Genomic DNA, 20514 nt, shown 5'->3' with positions numbered 1-20514 from the left:
TAATTGTAATTGTAGAAAATGAAATCTTTGCTTGCTTAATTTACCAAAAATAATTTATAAGATTAACTTATTAGCGATGGATTAAAAAATATATTAGCGAGAAATATGGAATATATTTGGAAATAATACCATATGTTATAATAACTTGAAAAGTGATGCATCTATTATGTGAAGTGTTCTGAACATGCATGAGCATCTGCCTTTGGAAGCAGAAGTTATGAACATGTTAATTGGCGGTTTTTTCATAATAATGTTTGTTGCAATTATTACGATAATTTTCCTTTGGAGGAAGAATAGAACAAAAAGTGCAGCATTCCTCTGGATCTTCGCCCATTTTGCATCGCTCTCTATTGCAGTATATTTGGCATTAAAAGCAATTCTTTTGATATTAATCATCCGATGGCATCAGAAGAAATTTCCCTTCTTCTAGGTGAGGCAGGAGCATTATGGGGGGGCAAGCATGATTTGTCTGTTAGTTGGTATTGTTAAACTTTCCAAAAGAACGGAGGATGATATTATATGAATAAGGCAGCTTCAGACAAATGTCTGAAACTCATTTTGCCAACAATCCGGTAGATGCATAGGTACAGTTATTCTTTCCCTGTTTAACGTATCCGTTTTCTTGACATAAACATAAGGAATGGTTTCCTTCTTTTGGCAAAAAAGTGTCCCAAAAGTGAACACTTTTGGGACACCCTCATTTGTTAACAGTCTTGTCCAAACGACAACCTTTGTTTTTATTCTCCAGAATATCCCCCTAAAGGAATGTTATCTTTCCGCGCCACGCCGGTGCGGTATGCTGCTTCAATGACCGCCTGTCTTACTCGTTCCACTACTTTGTTGTTAAACACGCTTGGAACGATATACGTTTCGTTTAGCTCGTCTTCCGTTACGACAGAAGCGATTGCTTTCGCGGCGGCGAGTTTCATCTCTTCGTTAATTTCTTTTGCCCGGCAATCGAGCGCGCCACGGAAAATGCCAGGGAAGCAAAGGACGTTGTTAATTTGGTTCGGATAGTCGGAGCGTCCTGTCGCCATCACGCGGACATACGGCTCCGCAAGTTCCGGATCGATTTCCGGCACTGGGTTGGCCATTGCAAACACGATTGGGTCGCGCGCCATTTTTTTCACATCTTCCACCTGCAAAATGCCCGGAGCGGAAACGCCGATAAATACATCCGCACCAGCGATGACATCGGACAAGCTTCCTTTTTCGTTATCTGGGTTGGTGATTTGCGCGTACTCCTGCCAGTACGGGTTATCGTACGTTTCGCCGCGATGTATCGCGCCGTGGCGGTCGACACCGATGATATTGCGCACACCGGCTGCCAGCAAAATCTTCGTGCAGGCGATTCCAGCAGCGCCGATTCCCGTTAAAACAACTTTAATGTCTTCCAGTTTTTTATCAACAATTTTTAATGCGTTTAATAGGCCTGCGAGCAGCACGACCGCCGTTCCGTGCTGGTCGTCATGAAATACGGGAATATCTAATTCTTCTTTTAACCGTTTTTCAATTTCAAAGCAGCGCGGCGCCGAAATATCTTCCAAGTTAATGCCGCCGAACGCCGGCGCAATCGCTTTCACAATTTGGACAATCTCTTCTGTATCTTTTGTATCCAAGCAAATCGGGAACGCGTCGACACCCGCGAATTGCTTAAACAGCATCGCTTTTCCTTCCATCACCGGCATCGCTGCGTACGGCCCGATATCGCCAAGCCCAAGAACAGCCGTGCCATCGGAAACTACCGCCACCGTATTGCGTTTAATTGTCAAAGAATACGCTTTTCGCGAATCTTCCGCAATGGCCGTGCATACCCGCGCCACCCCCGGCGTATAAACCCGCGATAAGTCATCGCGCGTCTTTACTGGAATTTTTGAGCTCGTTTCAATTTTTCCGCCGATATGCATTAAAAACGTGCGGTCTGATACGTTAATGATTTTAACGCCCCGGATTTTTTTCAGCGCTTCAATAATTAAATCGCATTGTTTTGTATCCAACGCGCTAACGGTGATATCGCGCACGGTATGTACTTTGCTTGATGAAATAACGTCAATCCCGACAATATCTCCGCCCGCTTTTCCGATTGCAGCGGCGATATCGCTGAATGTGACGCTATCTTTTTCAAATTGAAGACGAATCGTAATGTTCATCGTTGCGCCACTCGGTAATGCCATCACCATCTACCTTTCTCTTATATTTTTTATATACCTAAAATCTCCACGGTACACATATTATCTCAATAATGGAAAAAAAGACAATCCTTAACACAGCGGCAGCATCCGTTGATTCCTTAAGGCGTTTCTTTTTCAAAATCACTGGAGGTCAGTTTCCTCATGTTGTCTTCGATGACCTTATGCTGCTTTCAAGCGCACCGAGTAAGAACTGTATCACCAGCTGGCACAGCAGCGGCAATGTGTGTGCTATGCATGTTTCAATGTACGCATGTACGCTGATAGGTTTCTTATCCCCGGACCCTACTTAGGCAAACCCTATCCGATTTCCCTAGATATCGCCAATGCCCCGTTTTCTTGAAAAAAGACCATAAACATGCGGTGAGTGTATCTTGTTAACGCAAAATGAGTATATGGCTGGGCAAACCGCTAAGCATTATGACCGGAAGTCCCATTTTTGTTCCGCTCCCTCCAGAATACATACTGCTGATCGCCTCCCGGACGAAACGTTTCGTTCCGGCACAGCCGCACTCAAACGGCATCCGTTCTATTTGTCCGTCTTTTTCTTCAGCCGTTTCTTGCAATGGTTTTTCCGCCAAAAACAAACCGGGCAATGCATAATCCAAGTATACTTTTTATGCCGCCATCACTTCCTTTATTCATTTACTAATATGCCGAATACATTTATCATAATATTATTACACCTGTTTCGTATTATTATAATAAAAAATTTCACATTTCACACTATTAAAATCTTTTTTATTATATAAATATGCAAAAAAACAGCCGAGAATTGTCCAAACAATCATGCTGCTTTCGGCGATTCACGCTCACTGGCTGAGAGACGAATTGTCCGAGACAAGATAGGAGAGATGGAGATGAGAGAAAAAATTTTTTTAGTGCTCGCCAACTTATTTTGGGCAGGTAATTACATATTTGGAAAATACATTATTGAAGAGATCAGTCCTTTATGGCTTACGTTCATTCGTTGGGTCGTCGCGTTTTTATTTCTTCTTCCTATCTCTTATCTTTTGGAACGGCCGCGTTACAGAGAAATCATGAAGCAATTTTGGTTGCCATTAAGCATCGCCGGTGTTCTTGGCATTATTGGCTATAACTTGTTTCTTTACGGAGCGTTGGAATATACGTCGCCGATGAACGCGGCGATCGTTAACTCATTGAATCCGGCGATTATCGTCATTTTGTCGTTTTTTCTTTTAAAAGAGCGCATGACGTTTATCAATGCGGCCGGCTTTGTCATTTCGCTCATCGGTGTTTTGTTTATTTTAACCAACGGGCATTTAGAGTGGATTTTTCAAACGAGCTATAACCGCGGTGATTTGATGATGTTATTGGCAGGGATAGTGTGGGCCCTTTATTCGATTATCGGAAAAAAATTATCGGTTCCTCCGATAACTGCGACGACTTGCTCAGCATTTTTCAGCATCCTTTTATTGTTTCCATTTCTTTTTTTGCAGCCGTTGCCGCTCACTGGGTTAAGCGGGAAAGGGTGGATTGGCATCATCTACATTTGTTTGTTTCCATCCATTTTTTCGTTTTTATTTTGGAACATATCTGTTAAAAAAGTTGGCCCTAGCTATGCAGGCATTTATTTAAACTTAATCGCCGTTTTCACCGCAATGATCACGTTTTTGTTAGGAGGAGAGATTTCCGCGTCACAACTGATCGGCGGCGCCTTCGTATTGATTGGGGTTTATTTGGCAACCAACATCCGAAACACGGAAGCACCTGCAGTAAAAGGGAGCAAGTCCTAAATAAGAACTTCATCGCCAAAACCGCAACCATGTTAATACAAATCCCCTCAAGCTGCCTTGAGGGGATTTGCACAATTATTTTTGAAGCAAACGGAGAAATTCGCGCATAAAGCCAGGAAGATCCGGCCACGCATGAGCAGAAACAAGGTTTTCGTCAACATGTACCGTGCTGTCCGACACATATGTTGCCCCTAGCACTTCTACGCCTGGCTTGCAAGCGATGTAAGCAGTCAAGCTGCGGCCTTTCAACAGATCCGGCATCGTTTCAAAAATGAGCGACGCATGGCAGATCGCAGCGATCGGTTTGTTCGCTTCAAAGAAATGTCTGACAATGCGTTGCAGGTCTGCATCAAGACGAATATATTCCGGCGCGCGTCCTCCCGGAATGACAATGGCATCATATTGCGTTGGGTCGATATCGGCAAATGCCGCATGCGCCTCGAGAAGGTATGCTTGTTTTTCCTCGAACGTATCCCAGCCAGTAAAATCATGCACCACTGTCTGTAATTTCTTTTTCTTAGGTGCAGCAATTGTGACATCATGTCCTTCTTCTAATAAACGATAATATGGATAAAACACTTCCAGCGCTTCAACGGCATCTCCTGTTACAATTAACACTTTTTTGCTCATCATCATGCCTCCTTGCCTATTTTTCTTTTCCCCTTTATCATAACGAAAGAGGAAAAAAAGGGAAAGCGAAATGCTTGCCGAAATCCAAAATAAGAAAATTATTCATTTTTATAATAAAATAAAAAATGACAAAAATGACGGGCAAAGGAGAGAAAATGCATGATTTCATCATGGCTTTCATCCGCCCGCCATGCCGTTGTCCTAACCGGGGCAGGTATGTCGACAGAAAGCGGGCTCCCTGACTTCCGTTCCGCTAAAACAGGGCTATGGAACCGCTTTAATCCACAACAATTAGCGAGCACCTACGCACTTGAGCATCAACGGCAATCGTTTGTCGAATTTTATCAATACCGCATCCGTACCCTCCGGTCGTGCAAACCACATGAAGGGCATGCCATTTTGGCCGACTGGGAACATCGCGGGTGGATTAAACAGATTATCACGCAAAATGTGGATGGCTTTCACCAGCAAGCGGGCAGCCGCCATGTCATTGAACTGCACGGCTCACTGCGGACGGTCCGTTGTCAGCGGTGTGGCAACACCCAAGACAGCGAAGTATATCTTCACAACCGCCTCCATTGCGAATGCGGCGGTTTTTTGCGCCCTTCCGTTGTCCTGTTTGGAGAGATGCTCCCGGAAGACGCTATTGAAAAAGCGTGGCAGGCGGCGCAAAAATCCGATTTATTGATCGTGCTTGGTTCTTCGCTTCAAGTTTCACCCGCAAATCAGCTGCCGGTCATTGCCAAACGGAACGGCGCGAAAATCGTCATTGTAAATTGGGAGGTGACTGAATTAGATGACATTGCCGATATCGTCATTCATAACCGGAAAATCGGCGACGTTCTTCGCGAGATTCATCACGAACTGAAGGAGAGTGGCGAATGATGAGTGCAGAAACGATCTTACGAGAAGCTTTGCAACATATTGGCGACTCGACTCCTATCCAACAATATCGCCGCATACATGGCGGGGACATCAACGATTCTTTTTCCGTCCTAAGCGGCAAACAGCACTACTTTATTAAAATTCGCCGCTTTCCTCCCCCGCGTTTTTTCGAATGCGAAAAGACGGGGCTTGAGACGCTGCGCAGCGCAGGCGCCATCCGCGTTCCCCGTGTTTACGGAGTGAAAGAAACAAACGATTATGGGTTTTTAATTCTAGAATGGATTGAAGGAAAAGAAACGAAGAAAACGGTTGAACAACTTGGTCACGCCATCGCCCGCCTTCATCAATGCTACGGTTCTTCGTTCGGATTTGCCGAAGATAACTATATTGGGCTGCTGCCGCAAAAAAACGGATGGTACAAAAACTGGGTCGATTACTTTCGGGAATGCCGCCTGCTTCCACAAATCGAATTAGCGGAACAAAAAGGGCGAATGCCTTTACAGCGGCGCAATAAGCTTGAAAAGCTGCTTTCCTCTTTAGAACGCTGGCTGCCGAAAGATTGCTCTCCGTCTTTATTGCACGGCGACCTTTGGGGCGGAAACTGGATTGCCGGCACCAGCGGCGTTCCGTACTTGATTGATCCTGCCGTATTTTACGGACATTATGAATTTGAAATCGCCTTTACCGAACTGTTTGGCGGTTTCCCTAGCCGCTTTTACGAAGCGTACAATGAACTGATGCCGCTTTCTTCCGACTATCACGAACGGAAACAATTGTATCAGCTTTTCTATTTGCTTGTGCATTTGAATTTATTTGGAGAATCGTATGGCGGTGCAGTTGATTGCGTTTTGCAGTGGTACGTTGGAAGAAACTAACTTTTTTCCCAAAACCACAAACATCCTTTCCCTGTTAAACCGGGAAAGGATGTAGCATATTTCTCCTCCTAGAACATCTCTCCCAGATGAATGATATGCAACGCCTGCTTGCTAGTTTGTTCAGGACATCATATGGCTGGCAATGGGTGTCCATCCTTTCTACCCCCTTGTTATCTACACGCTGGCACCATCTTGCACTAGCCCAAGAACATGTCATTACTTCCTGTTTCTCTGTCATCTGGAATACCGCCTCTCCAGAATGCATAAATCAAGCTGTTACTATTGTGCAACATTCCATTTAAGTTCAGTAGCTTGGATGGATCATTGGAAAAACTAATTTAACTATCGTAAACAACAAAACCCACTCTGAAACAGAATGAGTTCTGTCTTCATCGCAAGCTATAGTTACATCACGTTAGCGGTCAGGACTAGAAGCCCCTTCACCATTGCCAAAAAAAAACATAAGTAAAAAACCGGAACATCACTCACCAGTAAAGCAAGTATTTCTTTCTGATCTTCATAAATGCTTCGATATCTTTCTCCCATTTTTGTTTCATTTCGCCGACTGTCATTCCGTCTGCTATTGCCTGGCGCACCCAGCCGTTTCCAATCAATTGATCAAAATAGGAAATGCCTTGGCTGTTTTCATTGCTAAAAGCAAATTGGTCTGGATATATATCGTGAATTGTTTTCACCATAGCTAGCCCTGTTTCCACCGGCTTGAACGCTTGGCGGTTGGTCACGTGAATTTGCACACCGTGTGCCAGCTTTCCGCTGTATTTGGAAAAAGTCGGCGTAAAGCTTGCCGGGCGGAAAATAACCCCTGGCAGATGCAAGGCATTAAGTTTCTCCGCTAATTCTACACTGTCAATAAACGGGGCGCCAATAAGCTCAAACGGTTTTGTCGTTCCCCTGCCTTCTGATACATTCGTGCCTTCGAAAAGCGCCGCGCCCGGATACACAAACGCCGTATCAAGCGTCGGCATATTCGGTGACGGCAATACCCATTGCAGCCCTGTATCATCGTAATCCATGGAACGCTTCCATCCTTTCATTTTCACGACCGTCACATCAGCGCCGATGCCAAACTCTTTGTTAAATAATAAGGCTAATTCGCCAACTGTCATCCCATGGCGCAACGGAATCGGATACATGCCGACAAACGATGAATACTTGGGATCGAGCACAGGTCCTTCTACTTTGGTGCCGCCCAACGGATTCGGACGGTCTAAAACGATAAATGGAATGTTGTTTTCCTTCGCCGCTTCCATTGCGTAAGCCATCGTATAAATGTACGTATAGAAGCGGGTGCCGACATCTTGAATATCAAAAAGAAGCACATCCACTCCTTTTAACATTTCCGGTGTTGGCTTTTTCGTTGGTCCGTATAAGCTATATACCGGAAGCCCCGTTTTTTCATCGATATAAAAAGGAACATATTCGCCGGCTTGCGCACTGCCGCGCACCCCGTGTTCCGGGCCGTATAAAGCGACAAGCTGGACGTCAGGGTCATTGTAAAAGAGATCCACCACACTGTTTAGGCGTTGGTCAACACCTGTCGGATTGGTAATGAGCCCAACCCGTTTTCCTTTAATTAAGTACTTCTTCTCCTTTAATAGCACTTCTATGCCAAGCTCTAGTTTTTGATTCCTTTTCTCTTCTGACGGGCCTTTTGCCAATACACCCGTAAACAGCGACAACCCCAAGATCACTGCCAGACAAACCATCCACCATCGGTTTCGCATGAAATTGCCCCCTTTTTAGTAAGTGAGACCATGGCCGTATTCGTACAACACGCCGCCATCGTAACTTGGAATCGTTACCGGAAGTTTGCCAGTCGGTGTATTTACTCCGAAAATTGCATCTACCGCCGCTTGGAAACTTGCCTGCTGAAAACCGTACTGCGCAATGTAGGCATCCACATTCGGATAGGACATCACATCATACGGATTGCGAATCCCGATTGCGATAACAGGAGCTTCGGTGCTGTCGATGATTTGCTGCACCATTTTCATTTGCGGGCTCGATGGCAATCTTCCTGAGACGTCCGCAGTATACGTGCCAACAATGACCGCGTCTGCTTCTTTCACTTTTTGCAGCTGCGCCTCATCTAAAAGAGCCGCCACTTGGATGACAGTTGCGTTTGGAACATAGGTCCGTACTGCTTTCTCTAATGATTCCATCATCGTATTTCCCACAATAACAAGGTTGTTCACTTCATTTGCTTGAAGCGGTAATACATTGTCATTTTTCACAAGTGTAATCGATTTTGCCGCTGCTTCAGCTTCAACTTGTTTATGCTCCTTCGAACCGACAACGCGCAAAGCCTGGTTGATGATTTTTTGCGTATCAGGCGGTGTTTCTTGCTTGAAAATGCCGCGTTTCACTTTTAGCGTTAATATTCGTTTTACGGAGGCGTTGATGCGTTTTTGCGAAATGTCACCGTTTTGCACTGCTTTCTTTAATCCGTTTGCCACTTCTTCCAGCCCCAGCGGCATGAGCACGATATCAGCACCGGCTTGAACCGCTCTTACCGCCGCATCCACTGGCCCAAAATGATCGCTAATCGCCTTCATATTCATTGCATCGGTAATAATGACGCCATTAAAGCCCATTTCTTCGCGCATTAACTCGGTCAGCACTTTATACGACAAAGTAGCAGGAAGCGAAATTTCCGTTCCGTCTTGTTGCGAAATCACCTTTGTATCATCGACTTTCGGGAACGTGACATGGGCAGTCATAATCGCGTCAATTCCCCCTTCCATCGCTTTTTGAAACGGATACAATTCGACTTTTTGGAGACGGTCGCGGTCGTGCGGCACTTCCGGCAGGCCAAGGTGGGAATCGACAGCGGTATCTCCATGTCCTGGGAAATGCTTGGCGGTAGCAGCAACCCCACTGTCTTGCAATCCTTTGATATAAGACATCCCTAGCTCCGCGACAAGCTCTGGATTTTCGCCAAACGAACGAACGCCGATCACCGGATTGTCCGGATTATTGTTGACATCCAAAACAGGTGCTAAATTCATGTTAATGCCTAGCGCATATAATTCCTCGCCAATCGCATGCCCTACTTTGTAAGCAAGTTGTTCGGAACGCGCTGCCCCCAGCGCCATATTCCCTGGCATATTTGTCCCTGACTGCAGCCGCGTCACGACGCCGCCTTCCTGGTCTATCGACATAAGCAAACCGAACTTTTCCGCTGCCTGCTGATAGTCCGCGACGAGCTTTGCCGTTTGCTCCGTCGTCACTACATTTTCACGGAATAAAATGACACCGCCAATGTGATATGTTTGTACCAGTTCTTTGATTTCCGGAAGCATGGCAGTGACAGGCTTTCCAGCGAAATTGCGGAAATCCGGCATCAGCATTTGCCCGATTTTTTCTTCCAACGTTAAGCCATTTATCGCTTTTTGAATGATATCATAACGGCTTCCCTTTTCTTTGCCAACGGCCACTTTCACGTTCTGTTTGCTGTTTTTGTCCGCTGCCGGAGCAGTTTTGACAGCAAAATCGATCCGGTCTTTCCGTGCCCCATCTGTCACTGTAATCAACGTTCTTCCGTTTTTTCCGAAGAAAGTAACAACACCATGATCATCAACGGTAGCTACCTTTTTATTGGATGACTTCCACCTTAGCCCTTCTGTTACTTCGGTGAAATATCCTTCCCGATGAACATGAAGCGCCCGCAACGAAATCGTATTTCCATTGACTTTTACATCTACTTCAGGAATGTTTTGATAAATGATCAAGTCGGGCTTCGATTTTTCTGTATGCGCTTGCGGCGAAGTCCATGGAACGAAGAGCATCACCACTGCTACCAAAATAACAGTTATTTTTTTATAAAATGACAACATCCTTTCTCCTCCTCTATATCAAAATGAACGCTGTTCCCACTCGCTGCTCTCCCATATTGCCTTTCTTTTCTTGCCGCTCTCATCCATAAGACAAATATTCGTTACATACCAGCCACGCCCGTTGACAGAAGCATCGGTATGATAGCGAAAACGAATCGAGACAGTATGTGCCGGAATTGTCACGGTCTTTGTCGCCCAATTCCCGCTGCTGCCTGTCAATAATTCTCCGGCTTGCGTCCAATGAATGCCGTCTTGCGACACTTCCACCACCCCAAAATCAGCGTTCGGTTCAATTCGATACCACGTATCAAACGTTAATGTTGCTTGTGCGTTTAATGATACATTTGCCGATAGCACCGCGTTCAACCCGTCACCATACCCTGCGAACCAGGCTCGTTTTTTACCAGGTATTGCCACTGGGATCGCATCGGCCGTTAAACGGGCAATTTGTCTGCGCAGCGGATTTGTCGACACGGTATTCCGCGTTGGATGCACACGATTCGTCAATAAAATAGCAATCACATGATTATTCGGGCTTACGACTATCGATGTGCCTGTATACCCAGTATGCCCAAGCGTCGTACTTTCCGACAGCGCATCCATGTACCACCCTTGCGCAAGTTCCCATCCCAGCCCATGATCATTGCCAGGGAATTGCGGAATTTGGTTTTCCGTTAATAGCCGGACGGTTTCAGGCTGCAAGATGCGCTTGCCACCATACTTCCCGTTTTGTAAAAACATCGAAGCAAAAATGGCTAAATCGTGAGCCGTCGAAAACACTCCCGCATGACCGGCCACCCCATCCAGCGCCCATGCGTTTTCATCGTGGACTTCCCCCCAGACAAGCCCTCTTCCGGTCCACGGCTGATATTCCACAGCGGCAATTCTCGTCTTTAATTGCGGGGAAGGATTATACATTGTATCATTCATGCCAAGTGGTTTCGTAATATATTTATACACAAATTGATCAAGGCGCAAACCGGACAGCCGCTCCACCAGCGCTCCTAATGTTATCATGTTCAAATCACTGTATGTATACGTTGTTCCCGGCGGGTGTTCAAGCGGCTGGGCAAACACGATTTGCAAACGCTCTTCGCGATTGGCTCCCATTTGATACAACGGAATCCACGCCGCAAGCCCGGAAGTATGGGTCATCAGCTGCCGGATTGTCACCTTTTCTTTTCCATTTTGCGCAAACTCAGGAATGTATTTGGCAACAGGGTCATCTAACAAAATTTTTCCTTGCTCATAAAGTTTCATCGCCGCCGTCGCCGTAAACAGCTTGCTGATGGAAGCTACATCGAAAATAGTATCTTCCCGCATCGGTATCGGCTGTTTGGATTCGGTAAACGCATCGTCTTCATATCGCTTTGCGTATCCATACGCCTCATGTTTGACAATGATTCCTCTCCGAACAATATAAACAACTGCCCCTGGGATAACATGGTCACGCATCGCCTGTTCGATTACTTGGTCGATTTTCCGCAAAGGTTCTTCCCTCATGCCAGCCGCTTTAGGCGATCCAAGGTGTATAACGGCAAAAACGGGGCCTGGACGATCCCAAGAAAAAGGCGTTTGCATTTTGGACTGAGTTGTTTTGTCCCCTTTCCTTTCGATTTGTTCCATCGCGGTAGATGGGTGTTCATGGGATGTTGCTAAAACGGACGGAGGCGAAAAAAAGATGGCTGAACTTAACATTACAGACAATAAAACAACGGAAACAAACCGATTGCTCATAAGCAGGCCTCCTTTTCAGCAAAATAACGAACGGAAAAACACATTCTTCTGGCGTATTGTCTTGAGGCAAAGAAAGAAGGGATAAACGTGGAAGCAGAGATGTTTGGAAGGGTTTTCATTTTTGATAATAGCATAGCAATTTATGGTATAGTTGTATATACCACTTTTCTCCCGTTTACCATAGGACATTTTTCATAATTTTTTCTTTTCTAATAGCAATGGCATACTTAAGTTAAGCAAATAAACAGAAGAAGTCGGCATGTTAGTGCTTTTTTATCAATAACAAAAAAAGATGATTTCAAAACGAAAAATAACTCTTGAAATCATCCTTTTTATTCATTCATCTTCTGCACACGATCGTTGCATCATTATTCGTTTTCTTTGCCCAAAGCACCCTTACCGTTCCCGAATATCCTCCAACAACGCATCTCCTTCCTCACTCACACGCACATAAGCAAAGCGTGCCCGTTCTTGCCAATTCATTCCCACACCTTCTGGGATAAAATAAGATTCGATGCCGTAAATAATCGTATTTCCATAAAGTGTTCCGTTTAATAACACATCCCCTTCTTGACGAACGTATCCTTCTTGTTTTTTCCCGTTCATCGAATAAACATGTATAAATCGATGCACGCCATCATGATCCTTCCGCAAGATGACCTGCACTTTGCCGCGTCCGTCTATATGCGGAACCGTGGAAATATCATAACGAAGACGAACATAGTCTCCTTGCAGCAAGGAACGCGGATCGACTGGTTCTAATTCAAGTTTCACTACTTCGCCGTGGCGCAAATGTTGTTCCTTATCCCATACGACATAACCAGCAAATATCGTTTGTGCTGCTATGACAGCCAACAAAGGCGCCCATTTTCGATATAACTCGTGAGTGCCGCTGGTGCGGGGCACCTCTTTTTTCTTTTCCAACACTGCTGTTCCGATAAAAAACAACAGTCCCGCAAGCAACAGACTAACCGATTTATCTAACAAATCCCAAGCAAATTCGTAATATTTAAAGAAAAGAAACAGCCAAAAATAACTCCAGACAATCAACTGTTCATAGCGCGCATGATGAATCGTCATGGTAAAAAGAAGTGCGATGATCGTAACCGCAAACAATAGATTGGCAAGTACATACCAAACATCCAATTGAAAAAAATCCATGCTTGTTAATAAAAGAAATGCTCCTAATCCTAATGCCAGCGGCAACAGGCGGGATCCGCTCTTCCGTTTGTGAAATAAATATAAACATATGTTCAATATGGCGACAACCAACAAAGCAAGACGTCCTTCATCCGTCCAATGATAGATGATAATTGCCGAATATAGAGACAAGGCAATATTTGTAAGCGCGCGTATTCCCGTGTCAGCAGATAGCACATAGCAAATAAAAAGAGCAATGCTATAGACAGTAAGCAAAATCATCGATATTTCCCATGTTGTCATGGCTCCGAGGCCGTAGCCGATGGTGAGCAACGTGTATCGCACCGTCGGATTCCAATTCTTTCCCCACATCGCTGGAACGACAAATCCCATTACCGATATCGCAAACAACAAGTGCATCGAAAACGATTCCACCCATATTGCAAGAAGCCCCATAATGCTCGCAACCGCAATCAGCGAAGCGACAAATGTGACAATGATTTGAAAAGCAAGAAGAAAAACCCGTCCTTTTGTCCCCCCGCTCGACATATGCTTTGCCCGTTTTAATAAAAACACACTTCCATAGACGATGGCCGCCGCGAGCACAAGCCCGCCAAGCAGAAACCCTTCCGCAAAATGCTCGCCAATCACGCGGAAATATTGGACAATCAAAAACGCTCCCGCAAATAAACTCGTCAATAGCACATACGACCGTCTTTTCGCCACGGTGAAAAAGTAATAAAAGAATCCTATAAACAACAGGGCATACACATACGGCCACCACGCATCACGGGCATACATAAATCCTGTCACATTCATGATAAACAACCAGCCGTGCATCGCTGCATACGCAAGATAGGCAACAAGAGAAGTGCGCCTAACAATCCATATAGTTCCATTAATGACGGCAAACAGTACCAGCAGAAAAAACGACTGCCATTCGCTCCATTCAATGCGATAGGAAGACGGAAAATAATAAAACCAACATGCCAATTCCAGCAGCACGACACTGATGACCGAAAACGCTTCATACTTTGTGATCCATGCAAAAACAACCGTCGGAACGAGCCAAATGATAAACAGCCAATAGCTGTCGGCATGGGAATTATAAATCTGCCCAATCAAGGCGAGCGTAATGCCAAACGCCAACGCCCCACAGACAAACAGCCATCTGCCTAAAAAATCATGGCGTTTCATGACATAGGCAAAAACCGCGCCCGACCCGTAAAATAATCCCATTAACCCGATGCTTAATCCTGTCTTTGTCAAACGATCCACACCCTGCCAATTAGAGGCAAAAAAATAAATAATGCCAGCCAATATCAACGCTATCCCTAATAAATATCCTGTTTTTACTAAACGTATTGCCATCCTTTCACCCCCTTACAAGACAAATCCTATCTCTCCATTTTCATTTTTATGCAGGAGAAAGAAAGTCAAGACGGAAAACAACCAGACCTTTTATCCTCCGGTGCCAATCAGGGAAATTCGTTCAAAAAAGCGAGAGAAAATGTGATCGCTGAAGATGATGTTGGAGGCGGTACTTCTTTGCTTTCCATTTTACTATACGGAAACAAAACTTCATACTAAAATATACGTTCCCACACACGATTAAACTCCCCGCTTGCTTGCTCACGCCGACAACATTTTCCTCCCCCATCTGTCCGTGGTTTTCGAGATGGGGGCTCCTTGACTAATCTTTCATTCACAAACATAACAAAGAAAATCAACAATAAGTTGTCAAATCAATCATGCTTAATGACCACCCTTGTTCTCACGAAACTGCTCTACTATAAAAAAATTGGTAAACAGAAATGCAAACGGAGAGATAAGCAATTCCTAACAAAAACCCTGCCAAAACGTCAGAAGGATAATGAACTTGAAGGCTTAAACAGCTAAGCCCTGTCAATAGCGGCCGAAAATGAAAAAAATCACCCAACGTTGTGAGGCCTTCTTTGTCTCTTTGCTTAGAAAGTATGCGATTAACAACAAATAAATGCTTCCGACCATCGCGTGGCCGCTCGGAAAGCTAAATCCCTGCACCCCTTGCGCAAGCGGCGGCCGCTCCCGTCCGACAAGGTCCTTAATGAACGTGTTCAGCCCGTAACCGCATCCCATATAGAAAGAAAAAGGAAAAAACAAGTGCAGGTACGGATAGGAGACGTTTGTTCATATTCATGTTCCTCCTTGCTTTTAGTACGAAATTAAAATGGATCGTTTCCAACATCCGTTTCGTTAACTTAGCATCACCTTCGGCAACAAGAGATTTGTTTTGGTGCGCAGACTTTTCCATAATATCCAGCGTCTTATGACTTTCGTGTTCCCCAGTCCGAAAGTTTGCCGCCCGCTCCCTTCCGATTCCATGTCGCCACGAACACCCTTACGCTAGATTAGCAGCTGCTTTTGCCTTCACGGATTGGGACCATCCTCCTATACCGGGCATACAAAAAGCCCCCATTCAGGCACGTTTCTTTTACAAATAAGGGCTGATTGAATGGATTTCTCAAAATTCAAATAGGTATTTTTTATCATATTTTTATGAATAAAATGATTCAAAATCCTTAATTTTCCTGTTTCATATTTCCTGGAAAACAAACACTGTGTAAAATATATAATGAATTCCATATTTTCTATAAACAGTAGTTATTTTGAAGGAAGATGAATATGACGGAGAAAGAATACATCATTCACCAATTATATAATGATATTTCTAATCTTGAAAACCAATTGCGCGATAATCACGAAAAAATTGCACGATTAAAAAAAGCTGAAAGCGGCATATCCAATGAACTTAGCGAATTGGTTGATCACAAACCACTTGTATTTGCCCCCGAACTCACTTCCTATACATGGCAGGGCAAATATGCCGAAATGTTTTTAGATATAAGAAACGGCATCAATTACGCATACACTGGCATTATTCAGCAAACCGAAGACCTTCTAAATGATATTTCCAAAAAGATATCGGAACTAGAAGCGATGAATACAAGCATTTCCAACACCATCTCTTCAAAACGAAGCCAGCTGGCTCATTTAAAAGCTTAGTAAACAGGTGGGATCACAATGACAGAAATTAAAGTCCATTTAAAAGAAGTAGAAGCGTCCTTAGACGAGTTAAAACGTAAAATCGGCGAATTAAATACTAACCATTCACATCCATCGTTCCCGGTTTCCTCCCTTGATTTCATCACAAAAATAAAAGCAATGGAAGACCTTTACTATCAAATCGTTGCTGATTATAAAAATACGCTGTTAAACATTGAAAGCGATGTTCGCAGACATATTGAGAATCTTGCGGAGACAGACCGAAATATTGCCAAAAAGATGACCATATAACGGGGAGTCAAGACAATGAAGGTATTAAAAGTATCGGAAGTTTCGCATGAAATCAATCAATTGATCCGACAAAAACAGCAAGAAAAAGAACAAATTCTTGCTGTTCGCGATGCTGTGAACAAAATCATCCATTTAGACGATGCTTTAAAGGGGGAAGGCGGTGAAGCGATTAAAGAACACTTTGCCACTTTGCATATCCCTGCCATTCTCCTGTTGCATCAATTTCTTCATCAGTATTTAGACATTCTAAAAGACATTTTAACTAGGATCGAACATTTTGAAACAAATAACGGTTTTATAAGCGAACAATTTATCGAAACAGAAGTAAAAACAAATCTTAATCAGTTAGAAAACTTTACTGAGGAAACAGTCAATAGCATCAATCAATATTTTTTCGACGTGGCAGATTTGGTTCATGGCATTCCCGTTCAAATTTTGTCTTTTCAGAACTCAATGATATCAGCAAAAAACCATGCTCATATAACTGTCGATGCGCTAGCACAACTTGATGAAAACATCTCTCACAGTCTAACATCAATGCAAGAGCAGCTTGCCGAAATTCGTTCATTCACCCAGAAACTGCACGAATGGACAAAAGGCGGCGTTTTCTTAAGTAAAGAACAAATAAAAGAAATCGAAAATTACATTTCCGAAACAGATACGTTCAAAAAAATGATTGATGAGGCGATTGAACTGTCTGTACAAGAGGGAGATTCCACTTTTGTGGGCGCCGTCGCCGAATGGCTGGATTCCCTCGGCAAATTCAACGGCGGGCTTAGTGTTGCAAAAGGATTGCTTGCAGTTCACGTTCTCGGTACCGGTTTATTAACTTTAACGAAAGATGCGAAAGGAAATTTTATTATCAAAGCATCGCCAGCGTGGGTAAAAGGAGCAAATAAAAAATACGAATCAAAGCTTGCAGAAAGAATCTACCAATTATTAGAAAAAGGAGATAAAAACTCTAACAATATCATTAAAAGAGCTTTAGCAAAATATCACAATACTCCAAGCGGTGTTTTACGTGAGCTTATCGGTTTGCATTCAAAAACAAATAGAATCAGTTTTGGGAAAATCGTGACACAATATCATAAAATACTTGTCTTTGATGAAAGCTTATTAAAACAATATAAAGTAAAAGTGGATATTAAAAGCACTATTCGGCAATTTACAGATGTTAAATCTTTTTCAAAACTTATTAAAAGGTTGCCATTAGCAGGGGTATGGTTCTCATTAGGTACAAATGCAGGTGAATTTTTCAGTGACGAGAATCAATATAAATCTTTGTATGAAAAATTCGGGAGATTTTCGGCAGGTCTCGGACTTGATGTTGGTGTTGCTGCTACAACGTCTGCAGGAGCATATATAGGTTCATTAATAGCACCAGGTCCAGGAACTATTATTGGCGGAGCTATTGGTGCTGGAGTTGGTATTGTTGGGTCATGGTTGATAGAAGATGCGGCAAAAGACTTTGGCGAAAAAGTCGGACGCGAAATTGAAAAAGTTGTACAGGGAATCAAGGAAGGTGTGGAGGAAGTTGGAAAAGAAATTGAAGAAGGCATTGAAAACGTTACAGAAATGGTAAGTGATTCTTTAGCAAACGCGGAAAAGTTTATTGCGGATTTTTTTAATTAGTGTAATAAAAATTGAGATGGTAGATACCGTTCAATTCAAAATCACTTTAATAAAGGAGATATTTATATAATGAAAGTATTATTTCCAAGTTCTAAATTGAAACAACAAGTTCGCACATTTCCATTAAAAAAAAAGAATAAAAAAAATTTTTCTATTAAAAGAGGAGCAGCCTTTTTTTTAGAGAGCAATCTCTTTGTACTTCTCCTTCTCGCTATACTTCTCATCAATAAAAATGACTGGGATGAAGACGGTTCAATTATTGTTTTCATTTTTATTTCCGGTTTTGAGCTCCTGTTTATGTTGCTTTTTGTTCCTGCTTGCTTTTTCTATGAACCGGTCCGTATAAACCGAATCATTCAATCGATCTTCAAAAAAAGAGAAAAAAATGAATGGATAGGAATGGCATTAGTTTTTTGCCTAGCAACTCTTATTTCTTTAGGTCTTATTTTCGATATGCCTTATCCAAGCATCTATCTTCCAGTGTGGCTTGCAGTTAGTTGGGTATGCGCTTTTGTATCCATATTTATTCAGCGTTTTGTTATTGCTTATTATTATTCTAATGTGAACATAGAGAATGACCAGAAAAGTATATTTAATTATTTTTTTAAATACAGTGCATTATTTATTATGGGCTTTAACCATTATATTCAATTACTTCTATCCAAAATGCCGTTTTTGCTCAATAAACTATTTGCGATCTTAACTTTTCTTGTACTAATTTTGCAATCTTTTGTGGTTCTTGGCGTATATGATTGATATAGCTATAAGTGAATACTTTTAAAGGAGATGCGATCACATGAGTACAAATGGAACCGTTGCTTTATCGATGAACGAATTAATTTCTGCTCTGGCTTTATGCGGATACAGTGAAATAGCCAGCCAAATATTAAACGACGCTACTTTAGTAGAAAATGAAGAAGAAGAAAAACGTTTTATCCGTGAAGTCGAGCAGCTGCTGCATCAGAAAGGTTATTTAGATGTGACAAGAGAATCTTTATTAGTTCCGGGATTAGAAAATTTGATTCATCTGTTAGTACAGTCCAGAGAAAAAGTTCGATGCGTGGATATGAAAAAAAGACACGTATTGTTGCTGCACCGTGTTCATGATTCCAAAACGTTAGTTCAACATGTGAAAGGAAACGAACATTCCTTTTCATTTCATGATTCTCAAAAAGGATTTTTTAACTTGCTTGGTCACTTTTTTGCTTCAAATACTAGAAGAAAGAAGCCCGAAGATATCTTGCCTATGGAAATAAACGATAAGCTGTTTGATGAGCTTCATACATCACAACCGGAAGTTCTTCTTGAAGCGATACAAGATGAAAAAGTCCCGTCCACGATGCGTTTATTTTTACAGGACTTTCTTGACAATGGGCAGGAATTAAACAATTTCGCTTTTATGGAATCCGATTATGTGAAAAATAGATCTGTTTTGGATCAAGTGGCTTTTTTCCTTCCAAGCAAATCGTTTATTTGGCATATTGACTATGAAAAGATTGAGAAGAATAAAATCTTTATTGTTCCTGTGTCTTTTCAAGAATATTTTCAAAAAGTAGAAGAGACGATAAAGGAATTTTTTCATCTATCCTAATGTCATATTCTCAACGTTTTTCCTCCCGCTATGTATTGGGCGGGAATTTTTTTGTGTGATAAATGCAGATGATGTAATCACTGCATTGGTTAAAACAGATATGTACGATTTGACTGTCTAACACTTTTATTTCTTTTCTGCCGTCGTGATCAGATACACTAATCTCTTCCACGTCAATCCCTTTGTCTAGAGTATGCCTGTTTTAGTTTACTTTGATCCTCTACACGACCAAAATCGACAACGAGAGAGTTTTTTCTACACCTGCGTGCAGGCGCTCACTTCTTGTTCCGTTAAGTATCATAGGCAAAAATCTCATTGGTGTTTAGCAACCTGTCGCTCAATTCAAAACCGTTTTTCACCTCATCCTGACGACTCAAGTCTCAGGCTTTCGTGGTTATATACCTTTTACAAGCTGTACTTGGTGAGTGCTTCGGATTCAATCAGGAGCTTCATATAGTTGGCGCCATGAACGGAAACGGTGACCTGATGTTTCGATTCTTCACCCTGAATAAGTATCAGCCATTAGAGAAAATTCAAGTTACCGAGTCCAAGCTGTAGAACTAGAACAATAATATGCATTGACAGAACTCTTTTGATGTTTTGTTTTTTATTGCTAAAGTTTTGTATTAGAAGTATGATAGAATTGGAATAATTTAGGATGGTTTTTATAAATAGAAATGAACATCTATCTTACTAATTGGCCTTGTGCCTTCATTAGATGTGTTTGCAGATGAGTATGGTAATTATCACGGAAGTAGTTGGAACTACATGCGATGAAAGAAAATATAATATTTTAAAACAGCTTTTTCTCGATCATTTATAGAAAAGGATATTGTAGAGAAATGCAAACATCAGTATATCGAAACTTTTTTCAAGACTTAGTTA

The 20514-nt window shown here is 42.6% G+C and carries 15 protein-coding genes and 1 pseudogene; 8 read left to right on the top strand and 8 right to left on the bottom strand.

The genetic code is table 11. From position 1 onward, the window contains the following. Positions 1-737: 737 nt before the first annotated feature. Both AOT13_RS10445 and AOT13_RS10440 read right to left on the bottom strand, forming a co-directional pair. The gene (locus tag AOT13_RS10445) at positions 738-2174 is read right to left on the bottom strand and encodes an NAD-dependent malic enzyme (protein WP_003251312.1); all 1437 of its coding nucleotides are present in this window, start codon (positions 2172-2174) and stop codon (positions 738-740) included. 392 nt (positions 2175-2566) lie between these two features. Beyond that, the gene (locus tag AOT13_RS10440; RefSeq protein ID WP_042385094.1) at positions 2567-2797 is read right to left on the bottom strand and encodes a hypothetical protein; all 231 of its coding nucleotides are present in this window, start codon (positions 2795-2797) and stop codon (positions 2567-2569) included. A gap of 252 nt (positions 2798-3049) precedes the next feature. On the opposite strand from AOT13_RS10440, the gene AOT13_RS10435 reads away from it, so the two are divergent. After that, positions 3050-3946: a DMT family transporter gene (locus AOT13_RS10435; RefSeq protein WP_042385091.1), complete on the top strand. Its 897-nt coding sequence runs from the start codon at positions 3050-3052 to the stop codon at positions 3944-3946. A 75-nt stretch (positions 3947-4021) separates the two neighbouring features. On the opposite strand, the gene AOT13_RS10430 is transcribed toward AOT13_RS10435, so the two are convergent. Then, complete coding sequence (locus tag AOT13_RS10430; RefSeq protein WP_013401107.1) at positions 4022-4576, bottom strand: DJ-1/PfpI family protein; 555 nt, start codon at positions 4574-4576, stop codon at positions 4022-4024. Between the two features lie 159 nt (positions 4577-4735). Here AOT13_RS10430 and AOT13_RS10425 point away from each other — a divergent pair, with 159 nt between their 5' ends. Further along, positions 4736-5461 (top strand): NAD-dependent deacylase, encoded by a 726-nt coding sequence (locus AOT13_RS10425; protein WP_003251321.1) that lies wholly within the window; start codon positions 4736-4738, stop codon positions 5459-5461. Next, positions 5461-6336: a fructosamine kinase family protein gene (locus tag AOT13_RS10420; RefSeq protein WP_042385131.1), complete on the top strand. Its 876-nt coding sequence runs from the start codon at positions 5461-5463 to the stop codon at positions 6334-6336. The genes AOT13_RS10425 and AOT13_RS10420 overlap by 1 nt, the downstream gene beginning before the upstream one ends. Before the next feature lie 485 nt (positions 6337-6821). On the opposite strand, the gene AOT13_RS10415 is transcribed toward AOT13_RS10420, so the two are convergent. The 5 genes and pseudogenes from AOT13_RS10415 to AOT13_RS10395 form a co-directional block, all read right to left on the bottom strand. After that, positions 6822-8081, bottom strand: a complete 1260-nt coding sequence (locus tag AOT13_RS10415; protein ID WP_042385086.1) for an exo-beta-N-acetylmuramidase NamZ family protein — start codon at positions 8079-8081, stop codon at positions 6822-6824. 15 nt (positions 8082-8096) lie between these two features. Continuing rightward, positions 8097-10193 carry a beta-N-acetylhexosaminidase gene (gene nagZ, locus AOT13_RS10410; RefSeq protein WP_042385085.1) on the bottom strand — a complete coding sequence of 699 codons (2097 nt, stop codon included), beginning with the start codon at positions 10191-10193 and terminating at the stop codon, positions 8097-8099. An 18-nt stretch (positions 10194-10211) separates the two neighbouring features. Beyond that, a complete protein-coding gene (locus AOT13_RS10405; protein ID WP_042385082.1) occupies positions 10212-11930 on the bottom strand; it encodes a serine hydrolase domain-containing protein in 1719 nt (572 codons plus the stop codon). Positions 11931-12326: 396 nt separating this feature from the next. Further along, positions 12327-14441, bottom strand: coding sequence for a GDYXXLXY domain-containing protein (locus AOT13_RS10400; protein WP_003251331.1), 2115 nt, complete (start codon positions 14439-14441; stop codon positions 12327-12329). Positions 14442-14844: 403 nt separating this feature from the next. Then, a pseudogene (locus AOT13_RS10395) lies at positions 14845-15158 on the bottom strand (phosphatase PAP2 family protein). Between the two features lie 576 nt (positions 15159-15734). Here AOT13_RS10395 and AOT13_RS10390 point away from each other — a divergent pair. The 5 genes from AOT13_RS10390 to AOT13_RS10370 all read left to right on the top strand — a co-directional run bounded on the left by AOT13_RS10390 (position 15735) and on the right by AOT13_RS10370 (position 19629). Then, on the top strand, positions 15735-16115 hold the full coding sequence (locus AOT13_RS10390) for a YwqH-like family protein (protein ID WP_042385079.1): 381 nt from the start codon (positions 15735-15737) through the stop codon (positions 16113-16115). Between the two features lie 18 nt (positions 16116-16133). After that, positions 16134-16406 carry a YwqI/YxiC family protein gene (locus AOT13_RS10385; protein ID WP_003251337.1) on the top strand — a complete coding sequence of 91 codons (273 nt, stop codon included), beginning with the start codon at positions 16134-16136 and terminating at the stop codon, positions 16404-16406. A 15-nt stretch (positions 16407-16421) separates the two neighbouring features. Further along, a complete protein-coding gene (locus tag AOT13_RS10380; protein WP_042385076.1) occupies positions 16422-18038 on the top strand; it encodes a ribonuclease YeeF family protein in 1617 nt (538 codons plus the stop codon). 69 nt (positions 18039-18107) lie between these two features. Next, positions 18108-18794, top strand: a complete 687-nt coding sequence (locus tag AOT13_RS10375; protein ID WP_003251343.1) for a hypothetical protein — start codon at positions 18108-18110, stop codon at positions 18792-18794. A gap of 40 nt (positions 18795-18834) precedes the next feature. Next, a complete protein-coding gene (locus AOT13_RS10370) occupies positions 18835-19629 on the top strand; it encodes a hypothetical protein (protein WP_013401117.1) in 795 nt (264 codons plus the stop codon). The last annotated feature ends 885 nt before the right edge of the window (positions 19630-20514 follow it).

The sequence above is a fragment of the Parageobacillus thermoglucosidasius genome, from assembly GCF_001295365.1.
GTDB classification, from domain to species: Bacteria; Bacillota; Bacilli; order Bacillales; family Anoxybacillaceae; genus Parageobacillus; species Parageobacillus thermoglucosidasius.
This window is presented reverse-complemented; position numbering and strand designations above follow the sequence as displayed.